This is a genomic window from Streptomyces tanashiensis, from assembly GCF_014648895.1.
Taxonomy (GTDB): Bacteria; Actinomycetota; Actinomycetes; order Streptomycetales; family Streptomycetaceae; genus Streptomyces; species Streptomyces tanashiensis.
This window is the reverse complement of sequence record NZ_BMRZ01000002.1, coordinates 674,852-701,590: the sequence shown is the minus strand read 5'-3', so window position 1 is coordinate 701,590 and position 26,739 is coordinate 674,852. Positions and strand designations below refer to the sequence as shown.

Annotated in this window: 19 protein-coding genes; 10 read left to right on the top strand and 9 right to left on the bottom strand. The window is 70.4% G+C overall.

Annotated elements, in window-relative coordinates; translation table 11 throughout:
* Nucleotides 1-29: 29 nt before the first annotated feature.
* Entirely contained in the window at nucleotides 30-2,192 is a 2,163-nt protein-coding gene (locus tag IE237_RS08745) for a glycoside hydrolase family 9 protein (protein WP_189801223.1), read from the bottom strand.
* Between the two features lie 284 nt (nucleotides 2,193-2,476).
* Between IE237_RS08745 and IE237_RS08740 the strand changes: the two genes are divergently transcribed.
* The 3 genes from IE237_RS08740 (at nucleotide 2,477) to IE237_RS08730 (ending at nucleotide 5,568) form a co-directional block, all read left to right on the top strand.
* Entirely contained in the window at nucleotides 2,477-3,736 is a 1,260-nt protein-coding gene (locus IE237_RS08740) for an SLC13 family permease (protein WP_189801624.1), read from the top strand.
* Nucleotides 3,737-3,740: 4 nt separating this feature from the next.
* Nucleotides 3,741-4,262: a universal stress protein gene (locus tag IE237_RS08735; RefSeq protein WP_189801222.1), complete on the top strand. Its 522-nt coding sequence runs from the start codon at nucleotides 3,741-3,743 to the stop codon at nucleotides 4,260-4,262.
* Nucleotides 4,263-4,635: 373 nt separating this feature from the next.
* Complete coding sequence (locus tag IE237_RS08730; RefSeq protein WP_229842459.1) at nucleotides 4,636-5,568, top strand: acetylxylan esterase; 933 nt, start codon at nucleotides 4,636-4,638, stop codon at nucleotides 5,566-5,568.
* Nucleotides 5,569-5,655: 87 nt separating this feature from the next.
* On the opposite strand, the gene IE237_RS08725 is transcribed toward IE237_RS08730, so the two are convergent.
* Together IE237_RS08725 and IE237_RS08720 are read right to left on the bottom strand one after the other, a co-directional pair.
* Nucleotides 5,656-6,936 carry a glycoside hydrolase family 6 protein gene (locus IE237_RS08725; RefSeq protein WP_189801221.1) on the bottom strand — a complete coding sequence of 427 codons (1,281 nt, stop codon included), beginning with the start codon at nucleotides 6,934-6,936 and terminating at the stop codon, nucleotides 5,656-5,658.
* 97 nt (nucleotides 6,937-7,033) lie between these two features.
* A complete protein-coding gene (locus tag IE237_RS08720) occupies nucleotides 7,034-7,999 on the bottom strand; it encodes a glycoside hydrolase family 6 protein (RefSeq protein ID WP_189801220.1) in 966 nt (321 codons plus the stop codon).
* 299 nt (nucleotides 8,000-8,298) lie between these two features.
* Between IE237_RS08720 and IE237_RS08715 the strand changes: the two genes are divergently transcribed.
* A complete protein-coding gene (locus IE237_RS08715) occupies nucleotides 8,299-9,312 on the top strand; it encodes a LacI family DNA-binding transcriptional regulator (protein WP_189801219.1) in 1,014 nt (337 codons plus the stop codon).
* A 129-nt stretch (nucleotides 9,313-9,441) separates the two neighbouring features.
* On the opposite strand, the gene IE237_RS08710 is transcribed toward IE237_RS08715, so the two are convergent.
* Genes IE237_RS08710 through IE237_RS08695 form a run of 4 tightly spaced genes read right to left on the bottom strand, consistent with a single transcriptional unit; the run spans nucleotide 9,442 to nucleotide 14,931 of the window.
* On the bottom strand, nucleotides 9,442-11,832 hold the full coding sequence (locus IE237_RS08710; protein WP_370468156.1) for a beta-xylosidase/alpha-l-arabinosidase: 2,391 nt from the start codon (nucleotides 11,830-11,832) through the stop codon (nucleotides 9,442-9,444).
* Nucleotides 11,829-12,647 (bottom strand): carbohydrate ABC transporter permease, encoded by an 819-nt coding sequence (locus IE237_RS08705; RefSeq protein WP_189801218.1) that lies wholly within the window; start codon nucleotides 12,645-12,647, stop codon nucleotides 11,829-11,831. The genes IE237_RS08710 and IE237_RS08705 overlap by 4 nt, the downstream gene beginning before the upstream one ends.
* Nucleotides 12,647-13,594 (bottom strand): carbohydrate ABC transporter permease, encoded by a 948-nt coding sequence (locus IE237_RS08700; protein ID WP_189801217.1) that lies wholly within the window; start codon nucleotides 13,592-13,594, stop codon nucleotides 12,647-12,649. The genes IE237_RS08705 and IE237_RS08700 overlap by 1 nt, the downstream gene beginning before the upstream one ends.
* A gap of 29 nt (nucleotides 13,595-13,623) precedes the next feature.
* Nucleotides 13,624-14,931, bottom strand: a complete 1,308-nt coding sequence (locus IE237_RS08695) for an ABC transporter substrate-binding protein (RefSeq protein ID WP_189801216.1) — start codon at nucleotides 14,929-14,931, stop codon at nucleotides 13,624-13,626.
* Between the two features lie 152 nt (nucleotides 14,932-15,083).
* Between IE237_RS08695 and IE237_RS08690 the strand changes: the two genes are divergently transcribed.
* Entirely contained in the window at nucleotides 15,084-16,100 is a 1,017-nt protein-coding gene (locus IE237_RS08690) for a LacI family DNA-binding transcriptional regulator (RefSeq protein WP_189801215.1), read from the top strand.
* 229 nt (nucleotides 16,101-16,329) lie between these two features.
* Here the strand turns inward: IE237_RS08690 and IE237_RS08685 are convergent, their stop codons facing one another.
* Both IE237_RS08685 and IE237_RS08680 read right to left on the bottom strand, forming a co-directional pair.
* Nucleotides 16,330-17,772, bottom strand: coding sequence for an endo-1,4-beta-xylanase (locus IE237_RS08685; protein ID WP_189801214.1), 1,443 nt, complete (start codon nucleotides 17,770-17,772; stop codon nucleotides 16,330-16,332).
* Between the two features lie 402 nt (nucleotides 17,773-18,174).
* Nucleotides 18,175-19,188 carry a LacI family DNA-binding transcriptional regulator gene (locus IE237_RS08680; protein ID WP_189801213.1) on the bottom strand — a complete coding sequence of 338 codons (1,014 nt, stop codon included), beginning with the start codon at nucleotides 19,186-19,188 and terminating at the stop codon, nucleotides 18,175-18,177.
* 422 nt (nucleotides 19,189-19,610) lie between these two features.
* Between IE237_RS08680 and IE237_RS08675 the strand changes: the two genes are divergently transcribed.
* The 5 genes from IE237_RS08675 to IE237_RS08655 all read left to right on the top strand — a co-directional run bounded on the left by IE237_RS08675 (nucleotide 19,611) and on the right by IE237_RS08655 (nucleotide 26,733).
* Nucleotides 19,611-21,080 (top strand): non-reducing end alpha-L-arabinofuranosidase family hydrolase, encoded by a 1,470-nt coding sequence (locus IE237_RS08675; protein WP_189801212.1) that lies wholly within the window; start codon nucleotides 19,611-19,613, stop codon nucleotides 21,078-21,080.
* 257 nt (nucleotides 21,081-21,337) lie between these two features.
* Nucleotides 21,338-22,504, top strand: a complete 1,167-nt coding sequence (locus IE237_RS08670) for an aldose epimerase family protein (RefSeq protein ID WP_189801211.1) — start codon at nucleotides 21,338-21,340, stop codon at nucleotides 22,502-22,504.
* A gap of 202 nt (nucleotides 22,505-22,706) precedes the next feature.
* Complete coding sequence (locus IE237_RS08665) at nucleotides 22,707-24,194, top strand: MFS transporter (RefSeq protein WP_189801210.1); 1,488 nt, start codon at nucleotides 22,707-22,709, stop codon at nucleotides 24,192-24,194.
* Nucleotides 24,195-24,359: 165 nt separating this feature from the next.
* Nucleotides 24,360-24,830, top strand: coding sequence for a MarR family winged helix-turn-helix transcriptional regulator (locus IE237_RS08660; RefSeq protein WP_189801209.1), 471 nt, complete (start codon nucleotides 24,360-24,362; stop codon nucleotides 24,828-24,830).
* A 169-nt stretch (nucleotides 24,831-24,999) separates the two neighbouring features.
* Nucleotides 25,000-26,733 (top strand): SulP family inorganic anion transporter, encoded by a 1,734-nt coding sequence (locus IE237_RS08655; protein ID WP_189801208.1) that lies wholly within the window; start codon nucleotides 25,000-25,002, stop codon nucleotides 26,731-26,733.
* Nucleotides 26,734-26,739: the final 6 nt, after the last annotated feature.

Sequence of the window (26,739 nt, the reverse complement as noted above, 5' to 3'; positions counted from 1 at the left end):
TCGTCCGCCCGGGCCCGACCGGCAGTGGATCAGGAGCACGCGGTCCCGTTGAGCGCGAAGGCCGTGGGGGAGGGGTTGGTCCCGCCGTGCGTTCCCTGGACTCCGAAGCTCGCTGTCGCGCCGGGCGCGATCGCCCGGTTCCAGTCGGCGTTGCGGGCGCCGACGGCGGTGCCGTTCTGGGTGACGGTCGCGTTCCATGCGCCGGTGACGCGCTGGCCGCCCGGGTAGGCCCAGGTCAGCTGCCATCCGTCCACGGGCGTCGGGCCGGTGTTCTTCACGGTGACGGTCGTGGTGAAGCCGTTGCTCCAGACGTTGTTCACCGTGTACGTCACCGCGCAGGCGGCGGTGGGCGGTTCGCCGCCGCCGGACGTCCGCTCGGCGGCGTAGGCGGCGAGCCAGGCCAGCGGGGCGTTCCAGTTGACCGCCACCTCGTTGGTCGAGTACGAGCCGATGTCGTCGACGTAGCAGGCGGCCGGGGCACAGCCGGTCAGCTTCTCCTCCGCCACGGGGCCCTGGAGCGCGCTGTTGGGGCCGCCGGCGAGCGACCCGGCCGGCGGATGGGGGAGCGAGGGGTCCAGCTGGTGTGCCCAGACGCGGTGGTGCTGGTTCTGCGAGGCCGTCTCGCCGTAGCCGGTCACGTAGGACTGCCCGAGGGCGTTGCGGCCGAGCAGGTAGTCCATCGCCTCCAGCGCGCCGGTGCGGTAGCGCCCGTCGCCGGTCAGCTCCCCGGCGACGGCCATGACGACCGCGTCGTCGGCGACCTCGCCGTTGGAGCCCCAGAAGTACCCGTCCGACGGGACGGGAACCGCGTACCCCTGGGCGGTCATCCTGGAGAGATAGCCGTCGGCGGCCGCGGTCACCGAAGAGCGGACCCGGGCGACGTCGGCGGCCGGCAGCCCGTTGGGGACCGTGGCCAGGGCGAGTCGGCCGAGCGCGGCCGTGTCCGCCCAGCCGAAGCCGTAGGCGGTGAAGGCGGTGGCGGAGGTGTGCCAGGACGAGGAGGTGACCGCGTCCCGGTAGGCGCTCTCGCCGGTCGTCGCGTACAGCTCGGCGGCCGCCCAGTAGAACTCGTCGGTGACCTGCGCGTCCCCGTAGGCACCTCCGCCCGTACTGTCCGAATCAGGCGCGTACTGGGCAGGGTTCGCCTGCGCCGCGGTCCAGGCACGGCGTGCGGCCGACAGGCATCGGTCGGCGTACGCGGAGTCGTACGGCCGGAAGACCCGGGCGCACTGCGCGGCCGCCGCCGCGAGGTTGAGGGTCGCCGCCGTGGACGGGCGGTGCAGCTCGCGCGGCTGGGCGTCCTGGTCGGGGCGCATCGGCATGCCGGTCCAGGCCGCGTCATGGATCTTGTGGAACGCCATGCCCGCGTACGGCTTCCCCTCGGGCACCTGCATCCGCATCAGGAAGTCGAGCTCCCAGCGGGCCTCGTCCAGGACGTCCGGTACGCCGTTGCCGCGCTCGGGTACGCGCAGGGTGGAGTCGCCCAGCGCCGCTTCCTTCCCCGCGCGCTCGGCCCGCTCGAAGGAGTTGACGACCAGCCACGTGGATATGCCGCCGTTCACCACGTACTTTCCGTGGTCGCCCGCGTCGTACCAGCCGCCCCTGACGTCCTGGACGTAGTCGCACACGGTGGCCTGGCACGGGACGGCGGTGTCACCCTTGTTGGGCGCGACGCCGAGGTGTCCGGCCGGGCGCGCGTAGGCGGAGCCCACCAGGGAGGCGTCGATGGAGATGCCGCTGCGCTGGTGGTGGAAGAACGCCATCGAGTCGGAGCGCAGCGTGTCGTAGAGGTCCGCGCGGATGTCGAAGGGGACGCTGCTGCTGCCGTCCACCGCCAGGACGTATCCCGCGCCCGTGCTCCGGTACGAGGAGAAGTCGGCGATCTGGACGGACTGCCCGGAGGGGGTGTCGGCGCCGTACGGAACGGTCGAGCCCGAGGCGACCACCGTCCCGGACGCGTTGCGCAGCTGCCAGGCGAGCGCGCCCGTCGCCGTGGTGACGACGGTGGCGCGCTTGGGGCCGTCCGGCAGATAGCCCACCTGGTTGACCCGTACGGCCGTGGTCGCCGCCGCGGAGGCGGTGACGCCCAGGGCCGCCGGTGCGGCCGTGAGACCACCGAGGAGGAGGGTCCCTGCGAGCAGGGCGGTGGAGAGGCGGATCGGACGGCGTAACGTCGGAGTGATGCGGGGCATGAGCGGCTCCTGTGTCGTCGTGGTGGATCAGCAGGGGGGTCGGTCCGGGTGAGGGAGTTCGCGACTGGTGTTTGGGAGCGCTCCCAAACACGAAATGCCGAACAATGGTCGACAGGTCGGAGATCTGGAGCGGAGATTAGTGACGACCGTCATCACCGTCAACGGCCTCAACAGCAGTGACGCGAAGTCGGCCGCCCGGTCAATTCGCGGGCGGCGATGTCCGGAGCGGTAGCGTGCGGCGGGACGGTGCGGGCGGCCCGACCGCCGCTACGGAAGGACCGACCCTGAACCCCCAGCTCGCGGAGACGCTGTCCGCGGCCCTGCTCGTCCTCGTGCTTGCCTGTGCGGTCATCCGCCCCTTCGGGTGGCCGGAGGCGGTCGTGGCCGTCCCGGCGGCGGCACTGGTGATCGCCACCGGAGCCGTCTCCTTCGACGACGCGCTGGCCGAGGCGGAACGACTCGGACCGGTGATCGGCTTCCTCGCGGCCGTCCTGGTGCTGGCTCAGCTCTGTGACGACGAGGGGCTGTTCCAGGCGTGCGGGGCGTGGATGGCGCGTACGGCGGCGGGCCGGCCACGCCGTCTGCTGGCCCAGGTGTTCCTGGCCGCGTCGGCGATCACGGCCGTGCTCAGCCTGGACGCCACCGTGGTGCTGCTCACTCCGGTGGTGTTCGCCACCGCCGCCCGTATCGGCGCACGCCCCAAACCGCACGTCTACGCCTGCACCCACCTGTCGAACACGGCCTCCCTGCTGCTGCCCGTCTCCAACCTCACCAACCTGCTGGCGTTCGCTGCCAGCGGGCTGACCTTCACCCGGTTCGCCGCACTCATGGCCCTGCCGTGGGTGGCGGCGATCGGCGTCGAGTACCTGGTCTTCCGGCGCTTCTTCGCCACCGACCTGGACGCCGGAGCGCAGGCCCCCTCGGAGACCGAGCCGCCGCAGCTGCCGCTGTTCGCCCTCGTGACCGTGGGGTGTACGCTCGCCGGCTTCGTGCTCACCTCCGTGATCGGCATCGACCCGGCGTGGGCCGCCCTGGCGGGCGCGCTGGCCCTCGCCGTCCGGGCCCTGATCCGGCGCCGCACCACTCCCCGGGCGCTGGTCCGCGCCGCCTCCTTGCCCTTCCTCGCCTTCGTACTGGCCCTCGGGATCGTGGTCCTGGCCGTGGTGGACAACGGACTCGACGACGCGTTGGGCCACCTGATCCCCGAGGGCACCGGCCTGCCGGCACTGCTCGCCCTCGCCGCTCTGGCCGCCGTCCTCGCGAACGTCATCAACAACCTGCCCGCGGTCCTGGTGCTGCTGCCGCTGACCGCCCCGTCGGGACCCGGCGCCGTCCTCGCCGTCCTGCTCGGGGTCAACATCGGCCCCAACCTCACCTACGCCGGGTCGCTGGCCACCCTGCTGTGGCGGCGCATCGTCCACGCACACGACGGTGAGGTGGAGCTGAAGGAGTTCACCCGTCTCGGCGTGTACGCGGTACCCGCCAGCCTCCTCGCCGCAGTCCTGGCACTGTGGCTGTCGCTGACCGTCATCGGAGGAGGCTGACCCCATGGCCGTGGTCGTCTGGATCGTCGAGGGCACCTGGCACGCCTGCGTGGACGCCGCCCGCGCGCACACCCCGGCGGACGCCGACGTGGTCCTGCTGCACGTCACCCCCGCCGACGTTCCCGGCGCGGCACACGGCGCCTTCGCCGGCCTGCTCGGCCGCGGCCACCCCTCGGGGAGCCGCCCGGCCGAAGGCTGGGGGAGGGACCCGGGCACGCGCCTGGAGCACCTCGCGGCCGCCTCCGCGCGGCGACTGCTCGAGGATGCCGCGGACCGACTCGGCCGCCCCTGCGCACGTACCGAGCGCACCGGGCGTGTCGAGCGCGAGGTCGTCGCCGCGGCCGAGGGATGCGATCTGCTGGTTCTGGCCCGGGACGGCGACCGCACCCACCTCGGACCGCACAGCCTGGGCCCCGCCGCACGCTTCGTCGTCGACCACGCCCCCTGCCCGGTGCTGCTCGTCTGGCCCGAGGCGCCGCCGGGGCTCCCCACCATGCCGCAGCCTCCGGATCATCACCACACCTGAGACGCGGAGGGTGGGTCCGGTCTCACGGGCGTGCGGCGAGGCATCTGCGGCTGTGCATCGAAGCGCTTGCTTCGTCTGGGGGCGGTGCAGGGCTTGATTCGAGTGAAGTGAAGGATCCCGGCGGAGCAATTTTCCTTCGGTCTTCCGTTGACAGGCCGTTGAGGTGAATGGGACTGTCGAAGCGCTTCGACGTGCAGTCGGCGGTGGACTGACCGGACCCGGCTGATCGCCTGTGTCCCCAACCCGCCAGGCGTGAGGCCTCGGTGTCGCGTGAACCCCGCCGACCCGTCACCTCGTCCACACTCCGACCGGAGGAAGCCCCATGCCGCTCACCGACTTCGGGATCGACGAACTCGTCGCCTACCGGCCATAGTTGCCCGCCCCGCGGGACTTCGACGCGTTCTGGTCGCGCACCCTCGCCGAAGCCAGGTCCTACGACGGGACCGTCAAGTCCGAACGAGTCACGTCCGTGCACCTGCTGCACACCGTCGAGGTCGACGACGTGCGCTTCCCGGGCTGGAACGGCGAGCCGGTCGCCGCCTGGCTGCTGCGTCCGCGCGGCGCGGACGGTCCCCTGCCGGTCGTCGTCACGTACATCGGCTACAGCGGCGGTCGTGGTCTGCCCACCGACCACCTGTTCTGGTCCGCCGCCGGCTACGCCCAGCTCGTCGTCGACAGCCGGGGCCAGGGCCACGACACGCCGGACCGCACCGAGGGCGACGGCACGCAGTGGGCCGGGGGGTTCATGACCCGCGGCATCGACTCCCCCGAGAACTACTACTACCGGCGCCTGATCACGGACTGCGTGCGCGCGGTGGACGCCGTCGCGGAACTGTCCGGGCTCGACACCCGGAGGGTCGTCGTGGCCGGAGGCAGCCAGGGCGGCGGCCTGGCCCTCGCCGTCGCCGGTCTCGCCGGGGACCGCGTGGCGGCGGCGCTGCCGGACGTCCCGTTCCTGTGCCACTTCCGCCGGGCCGCGCAGATCACCGGGGAGGGGCCGTACCCGGAGATCGTCGAGTACTCGCGCCGGCACAGCCGCGACCGCGTGGAGCGGACCTTCGCCACCCTCGACCACTTCGACGGCGTCCACTTCGCCCAGCGAGCCACCGCTCCGGCGCTGTTCAGCGTCGGTCTGATGGACCCGATCTGCCCGCCTTCGACGGTCTACGCCGCCTTCAACCGCTACCAGGGGCTGGACCGCACCATGACCGTCTGGCCGTTCGGCGACCACGGCGGTGGCTGCGGCTCCCACCCGCCGGTCCAACTGTCCTGGCTGCGCGAGCGCGGGTTCGCGCCGGAACTCTGAACGCGGAGGGGAGGAACGACCGGCAGCGCCCGGCCGCGAGGGGGGTGCCTTCTCGTGGCCGGACGCGATCTGGGGCAGGGGTGCAGCTCAGCGCTCGAACGTCAGCCGCGGTGCCGCGTTGCGGGCCAGCGAGTGGGCCTGGTCCGGCCACCAGGCGCCGGCGGGCGGGTCGACGATGCCGTACTCGGGATCGATCGTGCCACCGGTGTTGCGTGTGCAGCTGCCGTCGGACTCGCCGGGGATCTTGATCCACAGGTAGGCGTCGACGAGCGGGACGCCGGTGGTGGCGGTGGGGCGCGGGCCGAGACCGCGGCCGGGCGCGTTGCACCAGATCTCCGGGTCCCCGCTGTACTTGCCGGGCTCCGGGGTCCAGGCGCCCCGGCCGTTGCGGCTGGTGTCGATGACGAAGTGGTGCAGCGCATCGCTCGGCGGGGTGCCCGCGTTCCGGTCGAACCAGGCGTCGGTCCAGCGCCAGGTGGCGGGGTCGGCGGAGTCGACGGCGTTGCCGGGGACGCCGTCGTCGGGCGCGGCGGACGAGTAGTACTGGGTGGCGCACCAGTCGGTGTGGTCGCGTGCGTACGCGGGCCCCTCGGTGGCGAACCACATGCACTTGGCTATCCACGTGCCGTACCTGGCGTTGTGCTCGGTGGGGTGGGTGTTGGACACGTTGAGGGAGAAGCCGTCGCCGTACCCTACGCCGGCGTCGAGGAGCCGTCGCGCCATGTCGCCGACGGGCCGCCACAGGACGTTCCCCGCGTCGAGGTAGACCGCGGTGCCGGCCTTGGACTTGATGGTCCTGACCGCGTAGGCGAGATCGGCGATGCGGGTCGCCGTGAGTTCGCCGGTCGGGTCCACGGCCGGCCCGCAGTCCCTGGGGAGGAGGGCCAGGCCGTCGGGCTCGACCACGACGACCGCCCTGCTGTCGCCGATGCCGGCGGCGAAGGCGTCGATCCACTGCCGGTAGGCGGCTGAGGAGGGGGCTCCGCCGCTGGAGTACTGCGAGCAGTCCCGGCCCGGCACGTTGTAGGCGACCAGGACGGGGGTCCGGTTCACCGCCCGGGCCTTGCGGACGAGACCCTTGACCTCGGCCCGTACTTCGTCGGGCGTGCCCGCGGTGAACCATTGGGCCTGTGGCCGGCTCGCGAGCTTGGCCATGTTCACGGCGTTCGTGAAGTCGCCGTTCCCGAGATCGACGATCGCCTGCTGGGCGGCCTTGCTGTGCGGGTCCACGTAGAACCGTGTGGTCGGAGTGATCCCGTCCCCGGTGGGGGCGGCCTGCGCCTGCCCCTGCGCCGCGGTGAGGGCGGCGCAGGCCGCGAGCGCCGCGAGGGCGGCGGTCGCGCGGCGCCGTGGGCTGCGTGGCTTCATGGTGGCTCCTGGTCGAAGGGCGGGGGAGAGGCGGGGCGGTGGTTCCTGTGACCCGGTCGGTCGCGGGGCGGGAGGTACCGGACCGCAGGAGTCGAGGTCAGTAGCCGTAGATCATCTTGTAGGCGACCTCGGGGAGGAACTGTCCGGCGGATGATCCCGTTCCGACGCCGCAGTTGCCGTCGGACTCACCGGGGGCCTTGATCCACAGCAGCATCTCGGCGCCGCCTCCCATCTGGGTGGGGGTGCCGATGCGGCGGCCCGACGGATTGCACCACTCGCCGTCGGAGCCGTTGCCGTTCCGGCTGGTGTCGACGACGAACGGCTTGGTGTAGCCGTAGCGGGCGGCCAGTTCGCTGTTGACGGAGTTGCCGTACGCGGTGTTCTGCGCGGTGGCGAAGTAGTTGGAGATGTTGAGGGAGAAGCCGTGGGCCTGCCGGAGGCCGGCTTCGTGGAGGCGTTGGGCCATTGCCGCCGGGCTCACCCAGCCGGGGTTGCCGGCGTCGAGGTAGACCCAGGTGTTGGGCGCCTGGCGGTTGAACTCGGCGAGGGCTCCGCTGATCATGCCCTGGCGTTCGCGGATCTGCGCCTCGTTCATGCAGCCGTAGTCCGCGAGGGAGTCCGGTTCGAGGATGACGGCGGCCGGGCGGCCCGCGATCCCGCCGGCGAACTGCGCGATCCAGGTCGCGTAGGCGGACGGGGAGGCGGCGCCGCCTCCGGAGTGCCCGCCGCAGGTGTCTCGGTTGTAGATGTTGTACGCGACGAGGACGGGCAGCTTGTCCGAGTGGTCGGCCGCCCCCACGTACGCGCCGGTGGCAGTGCCGATGGTGCCGCTCCAGGCGCCGAACCAGCGGGCCATGGGGGTGTTGGCGAGGGACGCGTTGATCGCGGGAGCCCGGCCGTCACCGGGGTTGGCGGCGACCCACCGCCTCGCGCTGGAGTCCGGGTCCACGTAGAACCCGCTGGTCATGGTCGTCGGGTCCGCCGCGTGGGCGGACGGCGCGACGGCCAAGGCCAGCGGCAGCGCGGAAAGAGCTGCCACGAGGGTGCGGATGCTGCGGCGCATGAAGGTACCTCGGCTTCCTGACGGCGGACGCGCCGCACGCTCTCGTCCGGAGCGGGCGGTGCACGGGAACCTCGAACCAGGCGAGTGGGTGGAGGTGTGGAAGCGCTCCCACTGGAAGCGGTCCCAAGTCTCGCTCCGTACGCCTGAGGTTGTGGCGGGTATCGTGTGACGCACTGTCGGGCCTGTCAAGTGGCCCCGTTCAACTCGCACTTCACACGGCGGAGAGAAGGTTCTACAGTCCTGAATCCGGAAGCGCTCCCAGCCTTCCGTGCGTTCAGGCCGCGACAGGAGGGCAGCTCATGGCTGAAGGTGTGCCACGCCGGCCGTCGACACTCGACGAGGTGGCCGAGCTGGCCGGCGTCTCGCGGTCGGTCGCCTCGCGGGTGCTCAACAACGCCCCGCACGTCAGCCGCGCCAAACGCGAGGCCGTCGAACGGGCCGTCCACCGACTCGGCTACGTACCGAACCCGACCGCACGGGCACTGGCGACCCGCCAGACCGGTGCGGCCGCCCTGGTCGTGTCGGGAGAGGACCCGTCGATCTTCGCGGATCCGTTCTTCGCCCAGGTGATCGTGGGGGCCTCGGCCGCCCTGGACGACGCCGACCTGCACCTGATGCTGTGCCTGGCCGCCTCCGACCGGGGACGCAGGCGAGTGGAGAAGCTTCTGCTGTCCAGGGGGGCCGACGGAGTGATGCTGATGGCGCTGCGCGAGGACGATCCGCTGGCCATCCTGGCCCAGGAGGCGGAGATGCCGGTCGTGTTCGGCGGGCGCCCGGTCGGTCTTGTCCCCCGGTGGTACGTGGACGTCGACAACGTCGGCGGAGCCCGCGCGGCGACCGAGCACCTGATCTCGGCCGGCCGGACCCGCGTGGCCACGATCTGCGGACGTCCGGACACCGAGGTCGGGCGCGCCCGGTACCGCGGTTACCGGGATGCCATGCTGGCGGCGGGCCTCGAACCGTACCCGCCGGAAGCGGGTGACTTCACCGAGCGCAGCGGAGCCCACGCCATGGCCGCCCTGCTGGCGAACCACCCCGATGTGGAAGGGGTGTTCGCCGCCAACGACAACATGGGAGTCGGCGCGCTGCGCACACTGCGCGAGGCCGGCCGGTCCGTCCCCGGTGACGTCGCCGTGGTCGGCTTCGACGACCTGGCCGTGGCCGGGGTCGCCGACCCGCCGCTGACCACGGTTCACCAGCCCATAGAGGGTCTCGGACGGGAGATGGCGCGCATGCTCGTCGCGCTCGTCGACGGGCAGGACCCCACCCCGCTGATCCTGCCCACGCGCCTGGTCACCCGCGCCAGCGCCTGACGCGTGCCACCCGCGAGAACCGCCCGACCGCCCTGCGAAAGGCGCCGAAAGTTTCGGTGGAGCGGTCGGAGCAGACGGTACGCGTGCCGAGTCGGCCCCGCCGCCGACACGCGCGGCGGGGCCGGCGGGTCACCCGCGGGCCTGCGGGTGGATCGCGAAGTCGGCGTGCAGGCGCCGGTGATGGTCCACGTGCCGTACCGGGCCGGTGAGGACCACCTGGGCGATCAGCCGTGGCTCCGTGCTGGAGGCACTGAGCCTCAGCTCCAGTTCGCCGGGCTCCACGGTGCGCGTTCCCGTCCTGCCGGTGAAGGACGCGAGGTCCGTGGGGACGCCGGCGTGGATCCGCTTCCTCTCGCCGGGGGCGAGGTCGACGCGTACGTATCCGATGAGTCTCTGCACGGGCTGGACCACGGAGGCGACCGGATCGTGGAGGTACAGCTGTACGAGTTCGGTGCCGGCGCGGTCACCGGTGTTCGTGACGGTGAGGGCGAGCCGTACTTCCCCGTCCGTGGGAACCTCGGTGTCCTCCACGGCGAGGTCGGTCCAGTCGAAGGTCGTGTAGGTGAGGCCGTGTCCGAAGCCGAAGGCAGGCGTCGGGTCGATGCTGGAGACCTCGCTGGCGTGGCCCAGACGGGAGGCGAGGTAGGTGGACGGCTGAGCGCCGGGATGGCGTGGCACGGTGACGGGCAGCCTGCCGCTGGGGCCGGTCCGCCCGCTGAGGACCGAGGCGATGGCCGCGGTCCCGGCCTCGCCGGGGAAGAAGGCCTGCAGGATCGCGGCGGACTCGTCGGCGCCACGACCGAGCGCGTAGGGCCGGCCGGCCAGCAGGGTCGTCACGACCGGCGTCCCGGTGTCGAGGAGGGCGTCGAGCAGCTGCTGCTGCGCCCCGGGGAGGACAAGCGACCCGGCGTCGCAGCCCTCGCCGCTGGTGCCCCGCCCGAAGAGGCCGGCGCGGTCACCGAGGGCCGCCACGACGACGTCGGCGCGGCGGGCGAGTGCGAGGGCCTCGGCGAAGCCCTCGGTCCCGGCGTCGTCGATGCCGGTTCCCCGCGCCACGAGGATCTCGGCGCTGGGGAACTCCGCCACGAGGGCCTCGTGCAGGGTGGGCAGGTCGATGCCGGGGGAGGTGTCGGGGTGTTGCCCACCGACATGGACAGGGAAGGAGTAGCAGCCGAGGACCGCCGTGGGGACCGCGGAGTTGGGGCCGATCAGGGCGATCCGGCGGGGAGTTCGCGCGTCGAGCGGCAGGGTGCCGTCGTTGCGGAGCAGGACGACGGCGCGTTCGGCGACGCGGCGGGCCAGGTCGCGGTTGCCGGGCGGGTCCAGGTCGACCGTGCCCCGGAGGGTGTCGGGGCCGGCCGTGGTGTCGGCACCGCGCAGCACAGGCGGGATCGGGCTCCAGTCGGGGTCGAGCAGCCCGAGGCCGGTCTTCTGCAGGAGGACCCGGCGGACCGCGCCGTCCACGAGCTCTTCGGACACGAGTCCCTGTCGGACCGCGTCCAGGAGCGGGGCACCGAAGGTCTTCACCGTCGGCAGTTCCACGTCGACGCCGGCGGCGAGTGCCGCCCCGGCCGCCTCGCCGAACGTACCGGCGACACCGTGCAGGGTCTTCAGGAACGCGATGCCGAAGTAGTCGGCCACGACGGTGCCGGTGAAGCCCCATGTGTCCCGGAGGAGTCCGGTGAGCAGTCGGTCGTCGACGGCCGAGGGAATGCCGTCGGTGTCGGTGTAGGCGTGCATCACGGAGCGGACGTCGCTCTCCCGGATCGCCATCTCGAACGGCGGCAGGATCACGTCGGCCAGCTCCCGGGCGCCCATGCCGACCGGGGCGAGGTTGCGGCCTGCGCGGGAGGCGGAGTAGCCGGCGAAGTGCTTGAGGGTGGCGACGATGCCGGCGGACTCCAGGCCCTGGACGTAGGCGGTGGCGATCGTTCCGACGAGGTACGGGTCCTCGCCGACGGTCTCCTCGACCCGGCCCCAGCGGGCGTCGCGGACGACGTCGAGGACGGGGGCGAGCCCCTGGTGCACACCGACCGCGCGCATGTCACGGCCGATGGCGGTGGCCATCTCCCGTACCAGCCCGGGGTCGAAGGTGGCTCCCCAGGAGAGGGGTACGGGATAGGCGGTGGCGCCCCAGGCCGCGAACCCCGCGAGGCACTCCTCGTGGGCGACGGCCGGGATGCCGAAGCGGTTGGCGGCGGTGATCCGCTCTTGCGTCCGCATCAGGGAGAGGGCGCCGAGCGCGGGGTCGACGGGGACGGTTCCGAAGGGCCGGGTGAGCTGGCCGAGACCGTCGGGCAGCAGACCGGCGAGGTCGACCGGTGCCTCCATGTCGTGCTGGTGCGGCGCGACCTCGGCGCCCTCGTCGGAGGCACCGACCCACACGCCGTAGAGCTGGGCGGTCTTCTCCTCCAGGGTCATCTCGCGGATCAGAGCGTCGACCCGGGCTTCCGCGCTCAGCGCGGGGTCGCGCCAGGCGAGGTGCGGGGCTTGAGACTGTGTGGCCACGTCGTCGGTCACTTTCCTCCGACTCCCATCAGCCCCTGGACCAGGGCGCGACGGGCGAACAGATAGACGAGCAGGATGGGGAGCATGGACAGGACGACGGCCGCCAGCAGGCCGGGGATGTCGACGCCGTGTTCCGTCTGGAAGTCGTACAGGCCCATCGTGATGACCTTGTTCTCCGAGGACTGGGTGAGGACGAGCGGGAAGAGGAAGCCGTTCCAGGCCTGGAGCGAGGAGAACACGACGACCGTGGACAGACCGCTCTTCGACAGGGGCAGCACCAGCTGGAGGAAGATCCTCCAGGGCGTGGCCCCGTCGACGGTCATGGCCTCGTACAGCTCGGGCGTGATGTCCCGCATGACGCCCGAGAGGATCAGGGTGCAGACGGGCATGGCGAAGGCGGCGGTCGGCAGGACGACGCCGAGGAGGTTGTCGTAGAGACCGGCCTCGTTGATCAGGTAGAACATCGGGACGATCACGGCCTGGGACGGGATGGCCAGACCGAGCAGAAAGAGCCGGAAGACCCGGCCGGTGGCCTTGCCGTCGCTGCGCACGATGGCGTACGAGAGAGGCGGCACGAGGAGCAGGACGATGCCGACGACCGCGACCGTGACGACGACCGTGTTGAGGAAGTACTGCGCGAAGCCCTGGTCGAGGTCGTTGACGTAGTTGTCGAGGGTGAAGCGCTCGGGGAACGCGAGGGGACCGTTCGCCGCGTAGTCCGCCCGGGACTGGAAGGTGGCGACCAGCAGGACGTAGAGCGGCAGGCCGACCACGAACAGCCAGATCAACGAGCCGAAACCTGCGAGGTAGTTGGGGCGGCCCCTCATCACACGCCCTCCATGGTGCTGCGCATCTTGTCGTAGCCGGTCAGCCGCACCATCGCCAGGGAGACGAGGGTGGCGACGAGGACGAGGAGCAGCGCGATCGCGGAGGCGGCTCCGAAGTCGAAGCTCTTGAAGGCCTTCTGGTACATGTAGTAGGCGCTGTTCGTGGTGTCGTTGCCCGGTCCGCCCTGGGTGAGGATCAGTACGGTGTCGAAGGTCGTGAGTCCGCCGACCACCATCAGGACCATCGAGGTCACGATGCTGTTGCGCAGCTGCGGCAGCGTGATGTGGAAGAACTGGCGGACCGTGCCGGCACCGTCGATCTGGGCGGCCTGGTAGAGGACCTGGGGGACCGCTCGCGCGGCGCCCTGGTAGATCAGCGTGTGCAGGGGTGTGAACTGCCAGGTGCTGACGAAGACCAGGACGCCGATGGCGCCGGCCTGCGTGCCGAAGAGGTTGCCGTCGCCGAAGAGCCACGTCGCCTCGGAGGGGACCCCGAAGTTGGGGTCGAGCACGGCGCGCCACAGGACGGAGACGGCGGTGATGGACAGCAGGAGCGGGACGAAGTAGACGGCGGAGAGGACGGCCCGGTTGCGCTGCCGGCCGGCGGCCCAGACACCGAGCAGGATGCTGATCGGCGTCTGGACGACGACGCCGAGGACGGTGAGGAACAGGCTCAGCCAGAGGCTCTTCACCATCACGGGGTCGTCGAGCAGCCGGCTCCAGTTGTCCAGGCCGACGAACTCCGGGGAGCCGAGGCCGTTCCAGCGGGTGAAGGACAGCACGACGACCAGGACGAGCGGGACGAGGGCGAACAGGCCGAAGAAGGCGGCGGCGGGCGCCGCCCAGGCGAAGCCCGGGCGGCCCACACCGGTGGAGGAGCGGCTGGACCGCCCGCGCCGGACGCTCTTGTCGGTGCTGTCCACGGTGGGGACTGCGGCAGTGGTCATGTCAGGCGTTCCGGAGGTCGGGCCGCGGGTCAGGCCGCGGGAAGGTTCTGCATGGCGGCGATGAAGGCGTCAGGACCGGTCTGTCCGTTGAAGAACTGCTGGACGGCCTGGTAGATGGTGGTGGTGGCCGCCGGGGGAAAGGCCTGGTCCCACGAGAGCTGGAAGTGGGGGGCCTTCTTCACCAGGTCGTACTGGTACGTCGAGTAGGCCGGGCTGGCGGAGCCGTCCAGGAACTGCTGGGTGTTGGTGGTGGTCGGCAGGTTGCCGATGCCCAGCTGGCCCTTGACGAACTGGTCCGAGTACATGAGCTTCAGGAACGCGGCGACGGCTTCGGGATGCTTGGTCGTCTTCAGGACCGAGTAGTAGTTGTTGGTGTTGCCGGCGAGGTTGTCCGGGGCGCCCTTGCCGCCCTCGACCGTCGGGAAGGTGCCGTAGCCGAGGTCGTTCTTCACGAAGTCCGGGTAGGCGTCCTGGAGGGTGGAGTACTCCCAGGAGCCCATGAGCTCGAAGGCGGCCTTGCCGGTGGCGAGGAGGGCGGGGGAGCCGCCGTCGGTGAACTTGACCGAGTCGTAGTTGGTGCCGAAGCCGCCCGCGTCGATCAGCTCCTTGAGCATGCCCAGGGCCTTCTTGCTGTCGGCGCTCGCCCAGACGCTCTTGTCCCCGTCCACGGCCTTCTGGAAGTGCTCGGGCCCTGCCACCCGGTCGTAGATGTACTGGAACCACATCTGGGTGGGCCACTTGTCTCCGCCGCCGAGGGCGATGGGGGTGACGCCCTTGGCCTTCAGGGCCTTGACGGTGGTCAGGAGTTCGTCCCAGCTGCGCGGTGCGGTGACGCCGGCGTCCGCCAGGACCTTCTTGTTGCTGAACAGCAGGACGGGCTGGGTGCCGCGCATGGGGATGCCGTAAGGCTTGCCGTCGACGACCGCGGTGTCGAAGACCGACGGCAGGAAGCGGGACTTCAGGCCGGGGTCCTTGGCGATGAAGTCGTCGAGCGGCATGAGGAGGCCCGCGTCGACGTAGGGCTTGATGCTGCCGCCGCCCCAGTTGAAGAACACGTCCGGTGCCTGCTTGCCGCTGATGATCGTCTGCAGCTTGGACTGGTAGTCGGCGCCGGGAATGGTGTCGAGGACCGCCTTGACCTTCGACGTCTTGTTGAAGGTGTCGACGAGCTGCTTCTCCACCTTGTTGGTGGCATCGCCGTACACCAGGACGTGGATCTCGTCCGAGCCGCCTCCGGCGGAATCCCCCGAGCCGCCGCACGCTGCCAGGGACAGCGCCATGGCCAGCGACGCTCCACCGACGACAGCAGTTCTGAGGAGCCGTGCGTGACGCTTCATCGTCTCACCTTCCGAAAGAGTTTCGCTCGTTGTGTCGAAACTTCACTGCCGTCGGACGGTAAAGTTGGCGTGACGAACGGGTCAACCCTCCGGTGGGGAGTTATCGAAGCGTGACCATGTCCAGGCGCAGAGGGGTGCTTTATGCTGCTCGGATGGGAGATGGCGAGGAGAGCAGGCGCATCACGCTGGCGGAGGTAGCGCAGCAGGCCGGGGTGTCGCTCTCGACAGTTTCGAAAGTCCTCAACGGCCGACAGGACGTATCTGCCGGGACGCGCGTCAAGGTGGAGCGGCTCCTCGAAGCGCACTCGTACCGGCGGACCACCCGCGTCGCTCGGGAGGCGCCCCTCATCGAACTCGTCTTCCACGAGCTCGACAGCGCCTGGTCGATGGAGCTGATCCGCGGGGTGGAGAACCTCGCCAAGGCACACCAGGCGAGCGTCGTGCTCACCGAGAGCGGCACCCGGCACGCCCCCGCGCCGGACTGGATCGAAGGAGTGCTGCAGCGCCGGCCGATCGGCGTGGTCCTGGTGTTCTCCTCCCTCCCCGACGCCGTCAAGCGGCAGCTCGACGCGCGGTCGATCCCCTTCGTGATCGTCGACCCGGCGGGAGACCCCGAACCGGACGTACCGTCCGTCGGCTCGGCGAACTGGTCCGGCGGCGTCGCCGCGACCCGCCACCTGATCGACCTCGGGCACCGCCGCATCGGCATCATCACCGGGCCCGAGGACATGCTGTGCTCCCTGGCCCGGCTCGACGGCTACCGTTCCGCCCTGAACATGGCCGGCCTGGACCACGACGCCGCCCTCGTCCGCTTCGGCGACTTCCACGTCGAGGGCGGATACGCGCGTGCCATGGACCTGTTGCAGATGCCGGACCGGCCCACCGCCGTCTTCGCCGGAAGCGACCTGCAGGCGCTCGGCGTCATGGAGGCGGCCCGGGTGCTCGGGCTGCGGGTGCCCGAGGACCTGTCCGTCGTCGGCTACGACGACGTGATGATCGCGCGATGGTCGAGCCCACCCCTCACCACGATCCACCAGCCACTGCGGGAAATGGGCGAGGAAGCCGTCCAGATGCTGCTCCGCCTGCGTGCCGGCGCGCCCTCGGTGACGCGCATGGAGCTGGCGACCAGCCTCGTGGTCAGAAAGAGCACCGCCCCGCCTTCGGCGTAGTCGGCGACGGTCACGCCCGGCCCTTCGACCCCAGGTGGACGACGGAGTGGAGCCAGGACCCTCCTGGCTCCACTCCCCGGTACGGGCGTATCGCTGGGACCGTGCGAAGAACCTCCGGATCCCTACCTCGGTCCAGGTCGCGGCGCCGCTCTCGGCAGGGGAGCCGTCGTGCGTCCGGCTGCCCGGCGCGGGCTCGCGCGGAGTCGGTTCACCCCTTCGCCGGGGCGGGTCAGGTGCGGGTCCAGCGTTGGTTGCCGCTGTTCCAGCAGGAGTAGAGCTGGATCAGGGTGCCGTTGGCGGTGCCGTTGCCGGCGGCGTCGAGGCAGAGGCCGGACTGGACGCCGACGATGGATCCGTCGGACTCGAGCCGCCACTTCTGGTTGTCGCCACCCCAGCAGCTGTAGATCTGGACCTTGGCGCCGTTGCCGGTGCCGGCGGCGTCCAGGCACTTGTCGCCGTAGACCCTGAGCTCCCCTCCGGCGGTGTACGTCCACTGCTGGTTGGCGCGGTTGTTGCAGTCCCACAGGTTGAGTTGGGTGCCGTCGGCGGTGCCGGCGCCGGGCACGTCCAGGCAGCGACCTGAACCGACGCCCTTGACCTGTCCGGAACCGGGCGAGGGATTCGGATCGGGGTTGGGGGAGGCGGCGTTGAGAGCGTTGAGGACGGAGGTGTGGGCGGGCTTCTTGCTGCCGTCGCCGTTGAAGAGCAGCGGCGTGTGCTCCGCTCGCCATGAGTCGGTGTCGCGCACACCCCAGACGGTGATGCCGAGGCAGCGCGGGACGGCCAGGCAGTCGTTGGTCACGTTGGCGTACGTCGTGCCCGAGGCGCCCTGGATGTCGAGTTCGGTGACGGCCACATCGACGCCGAGGGCGGCGAAGCTCTGCAAGGTGGTGCGGAAGTTGCTGTGGTACGGGCTGTCGCTGTTGAAGTGCGACTGGAAGCCGACACAGTCGATCGGCACGCCGCGCTGCTTGAAGTCTCGGACCATGGAGTACACGGCCTGGGTCTTGGCCCAGGTCCAGTTCTCCACGTTGTAGTCGTTGTAGCAGAGCTTGGCGGCCGGGTCGGCGGCGCGCGCGGTGCGGAAGGCGACCTCGATCCAGTCGTTGCCGGTGCGCTGCAGGTTGGAGTCGCGCCGCGCGCCCGAACTACCGTCGGCGAAAGCCTCGTTCACGACGTCCCATTGGGTGATCTTGCCCTTGTAATGGGCCATGACGCCGTTGATGTGGCCGGTCATCGCCCGGCGCAGCGCGCTGCCGCTGAGGCTCTGCATCCAGCCGGGCTGCTGGGAGTGCCATGCCAGGGTGTGGCCGCGCACCTGCTTGCCGTTCTGCACCGCCCAGTTGTAGACGCGGTCCCCTGCCGTGAAGTCGAACTGGCCCTGCTGTGGTTCGGTGGCGTCGATCTTCATCTCGTTCTCGGCCGTCACCGAGTTGAACTCGCGGGCCGCGATCGTCGTGTACGCCGGGTCGTTGAGCCTGCCCGAGGCGACGGCGGTGCCGAAGTACCGGCCGCTCTGCGTCGCCGCGCTGCCGAGTGTGCTTTCGGCGGCCTGCGAGGTCTGCGGCGCCACCAGCACGGCGGCCGGACCGAGGACGCCGACGGTCAGCGCCGTACACAGTCTGCCGGTCCTCCGGCGGAGGGCGGACGGGGGAAGGGCATGTGAGCGCATGACTGAGCCTCCAGGATGGAAATCACGGAAGGATGTGCGCGGCAGAAATGAATCTGCGTGAACGACGCCCCCGCCCGCATGGGAAAGGACGCGCACCACCAGGGCGTAAAGGTGCGAGGCCGGCCCGGAATTCGGGCAGAGGGGCGTCATCGCCTCGGGACTCAGTGTGGAAATCCCGCGGAAACAAGTCAAGAGTTTCGAAAGTATTTCGAAGGTCTGATCCTCTGAGCGGGCCGGTTGTGGGCTTTGGGCTGTGTGTTGAGTAGCGAAAACCTTTCGACCAGGAACGCCTTCGATCGGTCTCCGCTGTCGAAAGCCGACGTGAAATCGAATGACGTCCTGAACGTCCATCGCGCGCACACGGGCAGGAGGGGCGCGCCAGGGCCCGGGGAAGGGGCTTCTCTAGGTGCGGGGCGGGGCCGTGGAGAGCCGGACCTTGAGTTCGGTCGAGAGCTCCATCCGAGAGCTGACCAGGGGCTGGTGCTCCAGAAGCTGGAACAGTGTGCGGGCGGCGAGCCGACCCATCTCCTCCAGCGGCTGGCGCACCGTCGTCAGCGGCGGTGACAGCCATTCACACGTCGGCAGGTCGTCGAAGCCGACCACACTGAGGTCCCGCGGGATGCTCAGGCCGCCCTGCCGGGCGGCCTCGTAGACGCCCATCGCCTGCTGGTCGCTACCGGCGAAGACGGCGGTCGGCGGCTCGGGGAGGGCGAGCAGTTCCCGGGCACAACGGAACCCGCCCTCGTGCTGGAAGTCGCCGAACCGGATCAGGTCGCGGTCGACCTCGATCCCAGCCCGCTCCAGCGCGGCCCTGTACCCGTCGATGCGGGCCTGGCTGCAGAGCATCTCCTTGCGTCCGCCGATCGTGGCGATCCGGCGGTGCCCCAGCTCCAGCAGGTGCTCGGTGGCGGCGAGGCCGCCCGCCCAGTTGGTCGCTCCGATGCTCGGCACACCATGGCCCGGCAGGTCGATCGGGTCGATGACGACCAGCGCCACCCCGGCACGTTCGACCTGGGCGCGCTGGGCGTGGGTGACCGAGGTGGTGACGAGGATGGCGCCGTCACTGTGGTGCAGGACCGGCAGCGCGGCCCAGCTCGACGGCGTGGCCTCGCCCGGCGGGACGAGCGACACGACGGTGCCGACGCTCCGCCGGGCGCACTCGGCCTCGACACCGCGCAGTATCTCCACCGCCCATGCGCTGTCCAGACCGCCGATGATCAGGTCGACGAGACCCGACCTGCGGGCCCTGCCCGGCCGGCCGGGCGGGAGGTAGTTGCGAGATCGCAGCAGGCCCTCGATCCGTTCGCGTGTCGAGGGTGAGACATCGGAACGGCCGTTGACCACCTTGGACACGGTGGCCTGGGAGACCCCTGCCTCCGCGGCGATGACGGCCAGGGTCGGACGCTGCTCGCTCAACTTCTCTCCTCTGCCCGGACGTCTTGGGCCGGCGACAGGTATCGCAAACTTTCGAAGAGTTTCTGGGCGGTGCGACTGCTTGTCAAGCCCGGCAACAACCGCTGCTCTCCAAGAGATTGGCGACGAGGTCTTGACCGAGAAGCCCCGCGTTCCTAGTTTGTGGCAGCACGGAATTCGAGAGGATTTCGAAATATTTTCGGGCGCGAACCGGCGTTCCCCACTCCGGAGGCCCCATGGCGGGCACCCCACCGATGCCGGCCGCCTCCCGGAACGGCTGAAGGCCGGAGACCTCTCTCACCTCAGCCACGGCGAAGTGTCACGACAGGAACGCCCGGAGCACCCGTTCTTCGGCATGTGCGGCCGCCTTCACACCCGCGGTGCCTCGGGATCACCTCACCCCCACCCCCGAAGGAGCTCTTCTGATGTGGTTTCGCCATCCGTCCCCGGTCCACCTGAAACGCCTGCCGGCCGCCCTCGTGCCCTTACTGCTCCTGGCCGCGTTCTTCAGCGCCCAGCCCGCCGGCGCGGCCACGACCGTCGACCCCGATGCCTCGTACGTGCTGGTCAACCGCAACAGCCGCAAGGCCCTGGACGTCTACAACCTGGCGACCGGCGACGGCGCCCGCATCACCCAGTGGGCCAGGAACGATCAGAGCCAGCAGCAGTGGCAGTTCGTCGACTCCGGCGGCGGCTACTACCGCATCAAGTCCCGCCACTCCGGCAAGGTGCTGGACGTCCACAACGGGTCCACCGCCAACGGCGGGCCGGTCGTCCAGTGGGCCGACCTGAACGGCACCAACCAGCAGTGGCGGTTGGCCGACAGCCCGGACGGATACGTAAGGCTCGTCGCGCGTCACAGCAACAAGGCCCTGGAGGTACAGGGCGCCTCCACTGACGACAACGCGAACATCGTCCAGTACGACGACTGGGGCGGCGGCAACCAGCAGTGGCAGCTCGTCAAGGTCGGCGGCGGTAACCCCGGCGCGTGCGCTCTGCCGTCGACGTACCGCTGGACATCGACGGGCGCGCTGGCACAGCCCAAGCCGGGTTGGGCCTCGCTCAAGGACTTCACCGTCGTCCCCTACAACGGCAGGCAACTCGTCTACGCGACGACGCACGACACGGGGACGAGGTGGGGGTCGATGAACTTCGGCCCCTTCACCGACTGGTCGGAGATGGGCTCGGCCGGGCAGAACGCGATGTCGAGTTCCACCGTCGCGCCCACGCTCTTCTACTTCGCGCCGAAGAACATCTGGGTGCTCGCCTACCAGTGGGGTGGGACGTCCTTCTCCTACCGGACGTCGAGCGACCCCGCCAACCCGAATGGCTGGTCATCGGAGCAGGTGCTGTTCTCCGGAGGCATCACCGGCTCCGGAACGGGGCCCATCGACCAGACGCTCATCGGTGACGGGACGAACATGTACCTGTTCTTCGCCGGTGACAACGGCAAGATCTACCGGGCCAGTATGCCGATCGGGAACTTCCCGGGCAGTTTCGGCACGAACTCGACAGTGATCATGAGCGATACGACGAACAACCTGTTCGAAGCCCCGCAGGTCTACAAGCTCCAGGGCCAGGACCGTTACCTCATGATCGTCGAAGCGATCGGCTCGCAGGGCCGGTACTTCCGCTCCTTCACGGCCACCAGCCTGAACGGCTCATGGACACCTCAGGCCGCGACCGAGAGCAACCCCTTCGCGGGCAAGGCCAACAGCGGCGCCACCTGGACCGACGACATCAGCCATGGCGAACTGATCCGCACCGGCCCCGATCAGACCATGACCGTCGATCCGTGCCGTCTGCAGTTGCTCTACCAGGGGCGTAGCCCCAACTCGGCCGGCGACTACGGCCTCCTGCCCTATCGGCCGGGTCTGCTGACACTTCAGCGCTGACCGCATGACGTGGGTCCGGCTCCGGAGGGGAGCCGGAGTGGCGGGCTCGGAGGAAGGCCGAGCCCGCCCGGGTCATGCACAAACAGCGACGCGCGCCGGCGCATCGGGCCCATCTCCCTTGAATGGCAGGGACGTTGACCGGGAGATGTGCGACGCGCGGACCGTTGACATGTTCCTCGCGGCGACACTACGGTCGCGCCACGATTTCGAACGAGTGACGAAATATCGAACGTTCTACGGTGAGGAGTCCCAGCGGCATGACCATCGACAGGCGGACGGTGATGGCGGCGGGCGCCGCCGGAGTGGCGGCAGCGGCCGCGGGGGCGGCCCCGGCGTTCGCCGCGGGCGGCGCGGGAAGGCTGGGCGGAAGACCGCGGAAGGAGCTGTTCGGGACCCTGTCCGACGGCACACGGGTCCACCGCTGGACGGTGGCGGCGGGAGGTACCCGGCTGCGGGTGCTGTCGTACGGCGGCATCGTCCAGGCCCTCGAGATCCCTGACCGGCGCGGGCGGTACGCGAACGTGTCCCTGGGCTTCGACAACCTCGAGGACTACGTGACGGGCAGCCCGTATTGCGGCGCCCTCATCGGCCGCTACGGCAACCGCATCGCGGGCGGCGCCTTCACCCTCGACGGCATCACCTACCGACTCCCCGTCAACGACGACCCGAACAGCCTGCACGGCGGGGACAAGGGCTTCGACAAGCGGGTGTGGGACGTCGAGCCGTATGCGCGAGGGCGGGACACCGGCCTCACCCTGCGCTACGTCAGCGCGGACGGCGAGATGGGCTACCCCGGCACCCTGCACATCCGCGTCGACTACGTCCTCACGCCCCGCGGCGACTTCCGTATCGACTACAAGGCCACGACGGACAGGGCCACCGTCGTGAACCTCACCAACCACACCTACTTCAACCTCGCGGGAGAGGGCAGCGGCAGCATCCTCGACCACACCCTGAGGATCGCCGCGTCCCGCTACACCCCCGTCGACTCCACCCTGATCCCGACCGGCGAACTGGCCCGGGTCGCACACGGCCCCTTCGACTTCCGCAACGGCAAGCCCATCGGCCGGCACATCCGCGAGGCGCACCCGCAGGTCCTCTTCGGCCGCGGCTACGACCACAACTTCGCGCTGGACAAGGGACTCACCGACACCCCGCAGCATGTCGTGACCGTGACGGAACCCGTCCACGGGCGTGTGATGGAGATCGCGACCACCGAGCCGGGAGTGCAGTTCTACAGCGGCAACTTCCTCGACGCCACGCTGGCGGGTACGTCGGGGAAGGTCTACCGCCAGGGCGACGGCTTCTGCCTGGAGACCCAGCACTTCCCCGACTCTCCCAACCAGCCGACCTTCCCGTCGACGGTGCTCCGCCCGGGGCAGACCTACCGCTCGACGACGGTGCACTCCTTCTCCGCCCGCTGACCGTGGGCGGGCCGGGCGGAAGGCACCCGGCAGGCGGCGGCGGTCGCCTGCCGGGGCGTTTCGCCGCCGACCTCGCCCCGCCGCATCCGGAACGGCCTGAGCGGCCCGAGGGCGCGTGCCTCGGGCGTGAGATTGACATCTGCACGGGTCAAGTTACTCTCGATATTGCTAAGAAGATTGGTAGTCAATGAACTGAGGTACTATGGGCGCCGACACGACCCCCGAGCCCTACCGGTGGCGGTGGCTGATCCTGGTGGTGATGGTCGTCGCGGAGATCATGGACCTCCTGGACGCGTCGATCGTCAACGTCGCCGGGCCCGCGCTGGAGGAGTCCCTCGGTGCCGGTTCCGTCGGCCTGCAGTGGGTGATCGGCGGCTACGCCCTCACCCTGGGGGCCGGCCTGGTCCTGGGCGGCCGGCTCGGCGACCGCTACGGCCGGCGCCGGATGTTCCTGATCGGCCTGGCGGCCTTCACCGCGAGCTCGCTGCTGTGCGCACTGGCGCCGAACGTCGAGTCGCTGATCGCCTTCCGTCTGCTGCAGGGCACCGCCGGGGCGATGCTGCTGCCGCAGGGCCTCGGCCTGCTGCGGGAGAACTTCTCCGGACCGGAGCTCACCAAGGTCTTCGCGATCTTCGGCCCCGTCCTCGGTCTGGGTGGCATCATCGGCCCGGTCCTGGGCGGGTTCCTCATCGAGGGCGACTTCTTCGGCCTGGGCTGGCGGTCGGTGTTCGTGATCAACCTGCCCATCGGCATCGCGGCGTCGATCGTCGCGACGAAGTTCGTGCCCAGGAAGGCGGGCGACCGCACGGTGCGGGTCGACGTGGTCGGCGCCGCCCTGGTCGTGGTGTCCTGCGCCCTGTTGGTGCTGCCGCTGAACCAGGGGCAGGATGACGGCTGGCCGCTGTGGACGTGGCTGTGCATGACGGCCTCGGTCATCGGCTTCGTCCTGTTCGCCGTGCAGCAGCGCCGTACGGCTGCCACGGGCCGTGAGCCGCTCGTGACCCCGGGATTGCTGCGCAAGCCCGCCTTCACCGTCGGTCTCGGCGGCATCGCCCTGTTCTTCGGCGGGCTGATCGGCACCCAGCTCGTGCTGACCCTGTTCCTGCAGATCGGCCGGCACTTCACCGCCGGTGAAGCGGGCCTGGGCAACCTGCCGCTCGCGGTGGGCACGGCGATCGGCGGAGCCGTCAGCGGCGCGTTCCTCGCGGACAGGATCGGCCGCAAGGTGCTGCAGATCGGACCGCTGGTGCAGCTGGTCGGTGCGGCTGTGCTGTGGTTCGAGCTGGACGGCCTCGACGCCGCCTCGTTCCCTATCTGGGACATCGTTCCCGGCGTGGCGGTGGCGGGTGTCGGAGCGGGCATGGTGATCGCCGCCCTGTTCAGCTTCATCCTGGCCGCGGTCGACGACGACGAGATCGGTTCCGCCTCCGGCGTCCTGTCGGCCGTGCAGGCCATCGGTGGCTCGATCGGCGTCGCGATCTTCGGGTCGGTGTTCTTCGCCCGGGCCGAGACCGGTGACTTCACCGGTGGCTTCCACCGCGCCCTGATCGTCCAGGCGTGTCTGCTGGTGGCCTTCCTGGCTGTCACGTTCCTGCTGCCCAAGAAGGGGCGCCCTGACGAGGAGCAGCACGGCATCACCCCCGAGGCCGCTTCCGTCGACTCCGACACCAAGCACGACCTCACCGTGTGAAACCCGAGACGAGCGCGCCTGGTGCTCGACACACGGAAGCCACTCCTTCGCCGCCGCCCGGAAGGGGGCCCGCGCATCCGGGCGGTGACGGACACCCCTGCGCGCCGGCCTCACGGCATCATGGTTGCCCATGCCTTCAGCGATACCGGGAGTGTCTTCGCGCTCATGACCGCCAACCAGCCCTCCAAGCCCCTGCCCGCGGTTTCCCCCGAGAGCGCCATCCGCGACCACCTGCGTCGGCTGACGCGCCGGCAGCAGCGGTTCGAGCGGTATCTGGGCCGGCAGCTGCACGTCGATCCCGCCGGGCTCGCGGTGATGGACCACCTGGTCACTGCCGGTCCGGCGACGCCGAGCGAGCTGGCACGTGAACTCAGCACGTCGACGGCGGCGATGACCCTCGTGATCGACCGCCTCGTGGACGGCGGCCACGTCACCAGGGAGCGGCACCCGACTGACCGGCGCAAGGTGATCGTCACCCCTGCCGAGCACTGGGAGGCGGCCGCCTTCGAGCACGTCGAGCCCCTCGTTCTCGGCATCGCCGAGATCACCGCGTCCATGACGCCGGAGGAGCAGGAGACCGTGGCTGCCTTCCTGGAGAGGACGACGCAGGCCTATGACCGGGCCACCAAGGCGTGAGGGTCCTCGGCCGGATCTTGGTGCGGCTGAGGAGCGCTTCAGTCGTCCGGACCGGGCCCGGGCAAGCGGTCACGCCCGGAGGCAGTGGGTGGCGGCGTGGTGGGACCTTCGCTTCTCGGGGCCGTGGCAGAGTCCGTGAGAGCTTGAAGCGGTGGGGGAGAGGAGCCTCATGTCGCAGCACGCCCGACGCGGCGATCCGGGGTGGCGCCGATTGGTGCCCGGAGCGCCTGGAATCGCTGTCCTCGCCCGCTACGAGCGCTCCTGGCTGCGCGGCGACCTGCTGGCGGGCGTGACCGTCGTGGCGTATCTCGTGCCGCAGGTCATGGCATACGCGACCGTGGCGGGGCTGCCGCCCGTCGCCGGGCTGTGGGCGATTCTGCCCGCACTGGTGGTGTACGCGCTGCTCGGCTCGTCGCGGCTGTTGTCGGTCGGGCCGGAGTCGACGACCGCGCTGATGACCGCCACCGTCGTCGCGCCGCTCGCAGCCGGGGACCCTGGGCGGTATGCCGTATGGGCGGCCGCCCTGGCGGTCGCGGTCGGGCTGCTGTGCCTGGTGGCGTGGGCGGCCAGACTCGGCTTCGTCGCCGATCTCCTCTCGCGGCCGGTCCTGGTCGGCTATCTCGCGGGTGTGGCGCTGATCATGATCGTGGATCAGCTGCCGAAGATGACGGGCGTGAGCACCACCGGGTCAGGGTTCTTTCCGCAGCTGTCGTCCTTCGCACAGAACCTGCCCGAGGCCCAGCCCGCCACCGTCGCCGTCGCTGTCACCGCCCTCGTCCTGCTCTTCACCCTTCCGCTCCTCCTGCGTGCGGTTCCCGGGCCGCTGGTGGTGGTCGGACTCGGAACCGTGGCAGTGGCGGCGTTCGGCCTGGACGAGCACGGCATCGCCGTGATCGGAGCGGTGCCGGCGGGGCTGCCCCGTCCGGCTCTGCCGGACGTCGACGAGCTGTCCCGGCTGATGGTTCCGGCGCTCGGCATCCTCCTCGTGGGCTACACGGATGTGATCCTCACCGCGCGTGCCTTCGCCTCCGGCGACGACGCCGGGCGCCTGGACGCCAACCAGGAGTTGCTGGCCCTGGGCGTCGCGAACCTCGGCGCGGGCGTCCTGAGCGGGTTCCCGGTGAGCAGCAGTGCCAGCCGCACCGCGCTGGCGGACTCCACCGGTGCGCGAAGTCAGGTGTACTCGCTGACCGCAGGGGCGGCCGTTCTCGCTGTCCTGCTGTTCCTCAGCCCGCTGCTGAGCCTCACCCCAGTCGCCGTGCTGGGCGCACTCGTCGTCTACGCCGCGGTCAAGATGATCGACCTGGCAGGCTTCCGGCGGCTGGCATCGTTCCGTCGCAGGGAGCTCCTGCTGGCCGTCGGCTGCCTGTGCGGCGTGCTGTCCCTGGACATTCTGTACGGGGTGCTGGTGGCGGTCGGTCTGTCGGTGGCCGAGCTTCTGACACGGGTGGCGCGCCCGCACGACGCCGTCCAGGGGCTGGTGCCCGGCGTGGCCGGCATGCACGACATCGACGACTATCCGGAGGCCCGTACGATTCCTGGGCTGCTCGTCTACCGATACGACTCGCCGCTGTTCTTCGCCAACGCGGAGAACTTCCGGAGCCGTGCACTCGCCGCCGTCGCGGAGCAGTCCGGGCCCGTCCACTGGTTCGTGCTCAATGCCGAGGCCAATGTGGAGGTGGACATCACCGCGCTGGACTCCGTCGACGAGCTGCGCCGCGAACTGTCCGGGCGCGGCATCGTGTTCGCGCTGGCGCGTGTGAAGCAGGACCTGCTCGACGATCTCGACGCCTACGGGCTGACCGAGTCGGTCGGTGCCGATCTGATCTTCCCCACACTGCCCACGGCGGTGGCCGCGTACCGGGACTGGCGCCACGCCCGCGACGACGGCTCTCCTGAGTAGGACCCG

What these genes read in the sequence shown, in the direction of transcription:
- IE237_RS08745 (WP_189801223.1), bottom strand. Translation starts at nt 2,192, where the DNA reads ATGCCCCGCATCACTCCGACGTTACGCCGTCCGATCCGCCTCTCCACC.
- IE237_RS08735 (WP_189801222.1), top strand. Translation starts at nt 3,741, where the DNA reads ATGGCCGTGGTCGTCTGGATCGTCGAGGGCACCTGGCACGCCTGCGTG.
- IE237_RS08725 (WP_189801221.1), bottom strand. Translation starts at nt 6,936, where the DNA reads ATGAAGCCACGCAGCCCACGGCGCCGCGCGACCGCCGCCCTCGCGGCG.
- IE237_RS08720 (WP_189801220.1), bottom strand. Translation starts at nt 7,999, where the DNA reads ATGCGCCGCAGCATCCGCACCCTCGTGGCAGCTCTTTCCGCGCTGCCG.
- IE237_RS08715 (WP_189801219.1), top strand. Translation starts at nt 8,299, where the DNA reads ATGGCTGAAGGTGTGCCACGCCGGCCGTCGACACTCGACGAGGTGGCC.
- IE237_RS08705 (WP_189801218.1), bottom strand. Translation starts at nt 12,647, where the DNA reads ATGAGGGGCCGCCCCAACTACCTCGCAGGTTTCGGCTCGTTGATCTGG.
- IE237_RS08700 (WP_189801217.1), bottom strand. Translation starts at nt 13,594, where the DNA reads ATGACCACTGCCGCAGTCCCCACCGTGGACAGCACCGACAAGAGCGTC.
- IE237_RS08695 (WP_189801216.1), bottom strand. Translation starts at nt 14,931, where the DNA reads ATGAAGCGTCACGCACGGCTCCTCAGAACTGCTGTCGTCGGTGGAGCG.
- IE237_RS08690 (WP_189801215.1), top strand. Translation starts at nt 15,084, where the DNA reads ATGGGAGATGGCGAGGAGAGCAGGCGCATCACGCTGGCGGAGGTAGCG.
- IE237_RS08685 (WP_189801214.1), bottom strand. Translation starts at nt 17,772, where the DNA reads ATGCGCTCACATGCCCTTCCCCCGTCCGCCCTCCGCCGGAGGACCGGC.
- IE237_RS08675 (WP_189801212.1), top strand. Translation starts at nt 19,611, where the DNA reads ATGTGGTTTCGCCATCCGTCCCCGGTCCACCTGAAACGCCTGCCGGCC.
- IE237_RS08670 (WP_189801211.1), top strand. Translation starts at nt 21,338, where the DNA reads ATGACCATCGACAGGCGGACGGTGATGGCGGCGGGCGCCGCCGGAGTG.
- IE237_RS08665 (WP_189801210.1), top strand. Translation starts at nt 22,707, where the DNA reads ATGGGCGCCGACACGACCCCCGAGCCCTACCGGTGGCGGTGGCTGATC.
- IE237_RS08660 (WP_189801209.1), top strand. Translation starts at nt 24,360, where the DNA reads ATGACCGCCAACCAGCCCTCCAAGCCCCTGCCCGCGGTTTCCCCCGAG.
- IE237_RS08655 (WP_189801208.1), top strand. Translation starts at nt 25,000, where the DNA reads ATGTCGCAGCACGCCCGACGCGGCGATCCGGGGTGGCGCCGATTGGTG.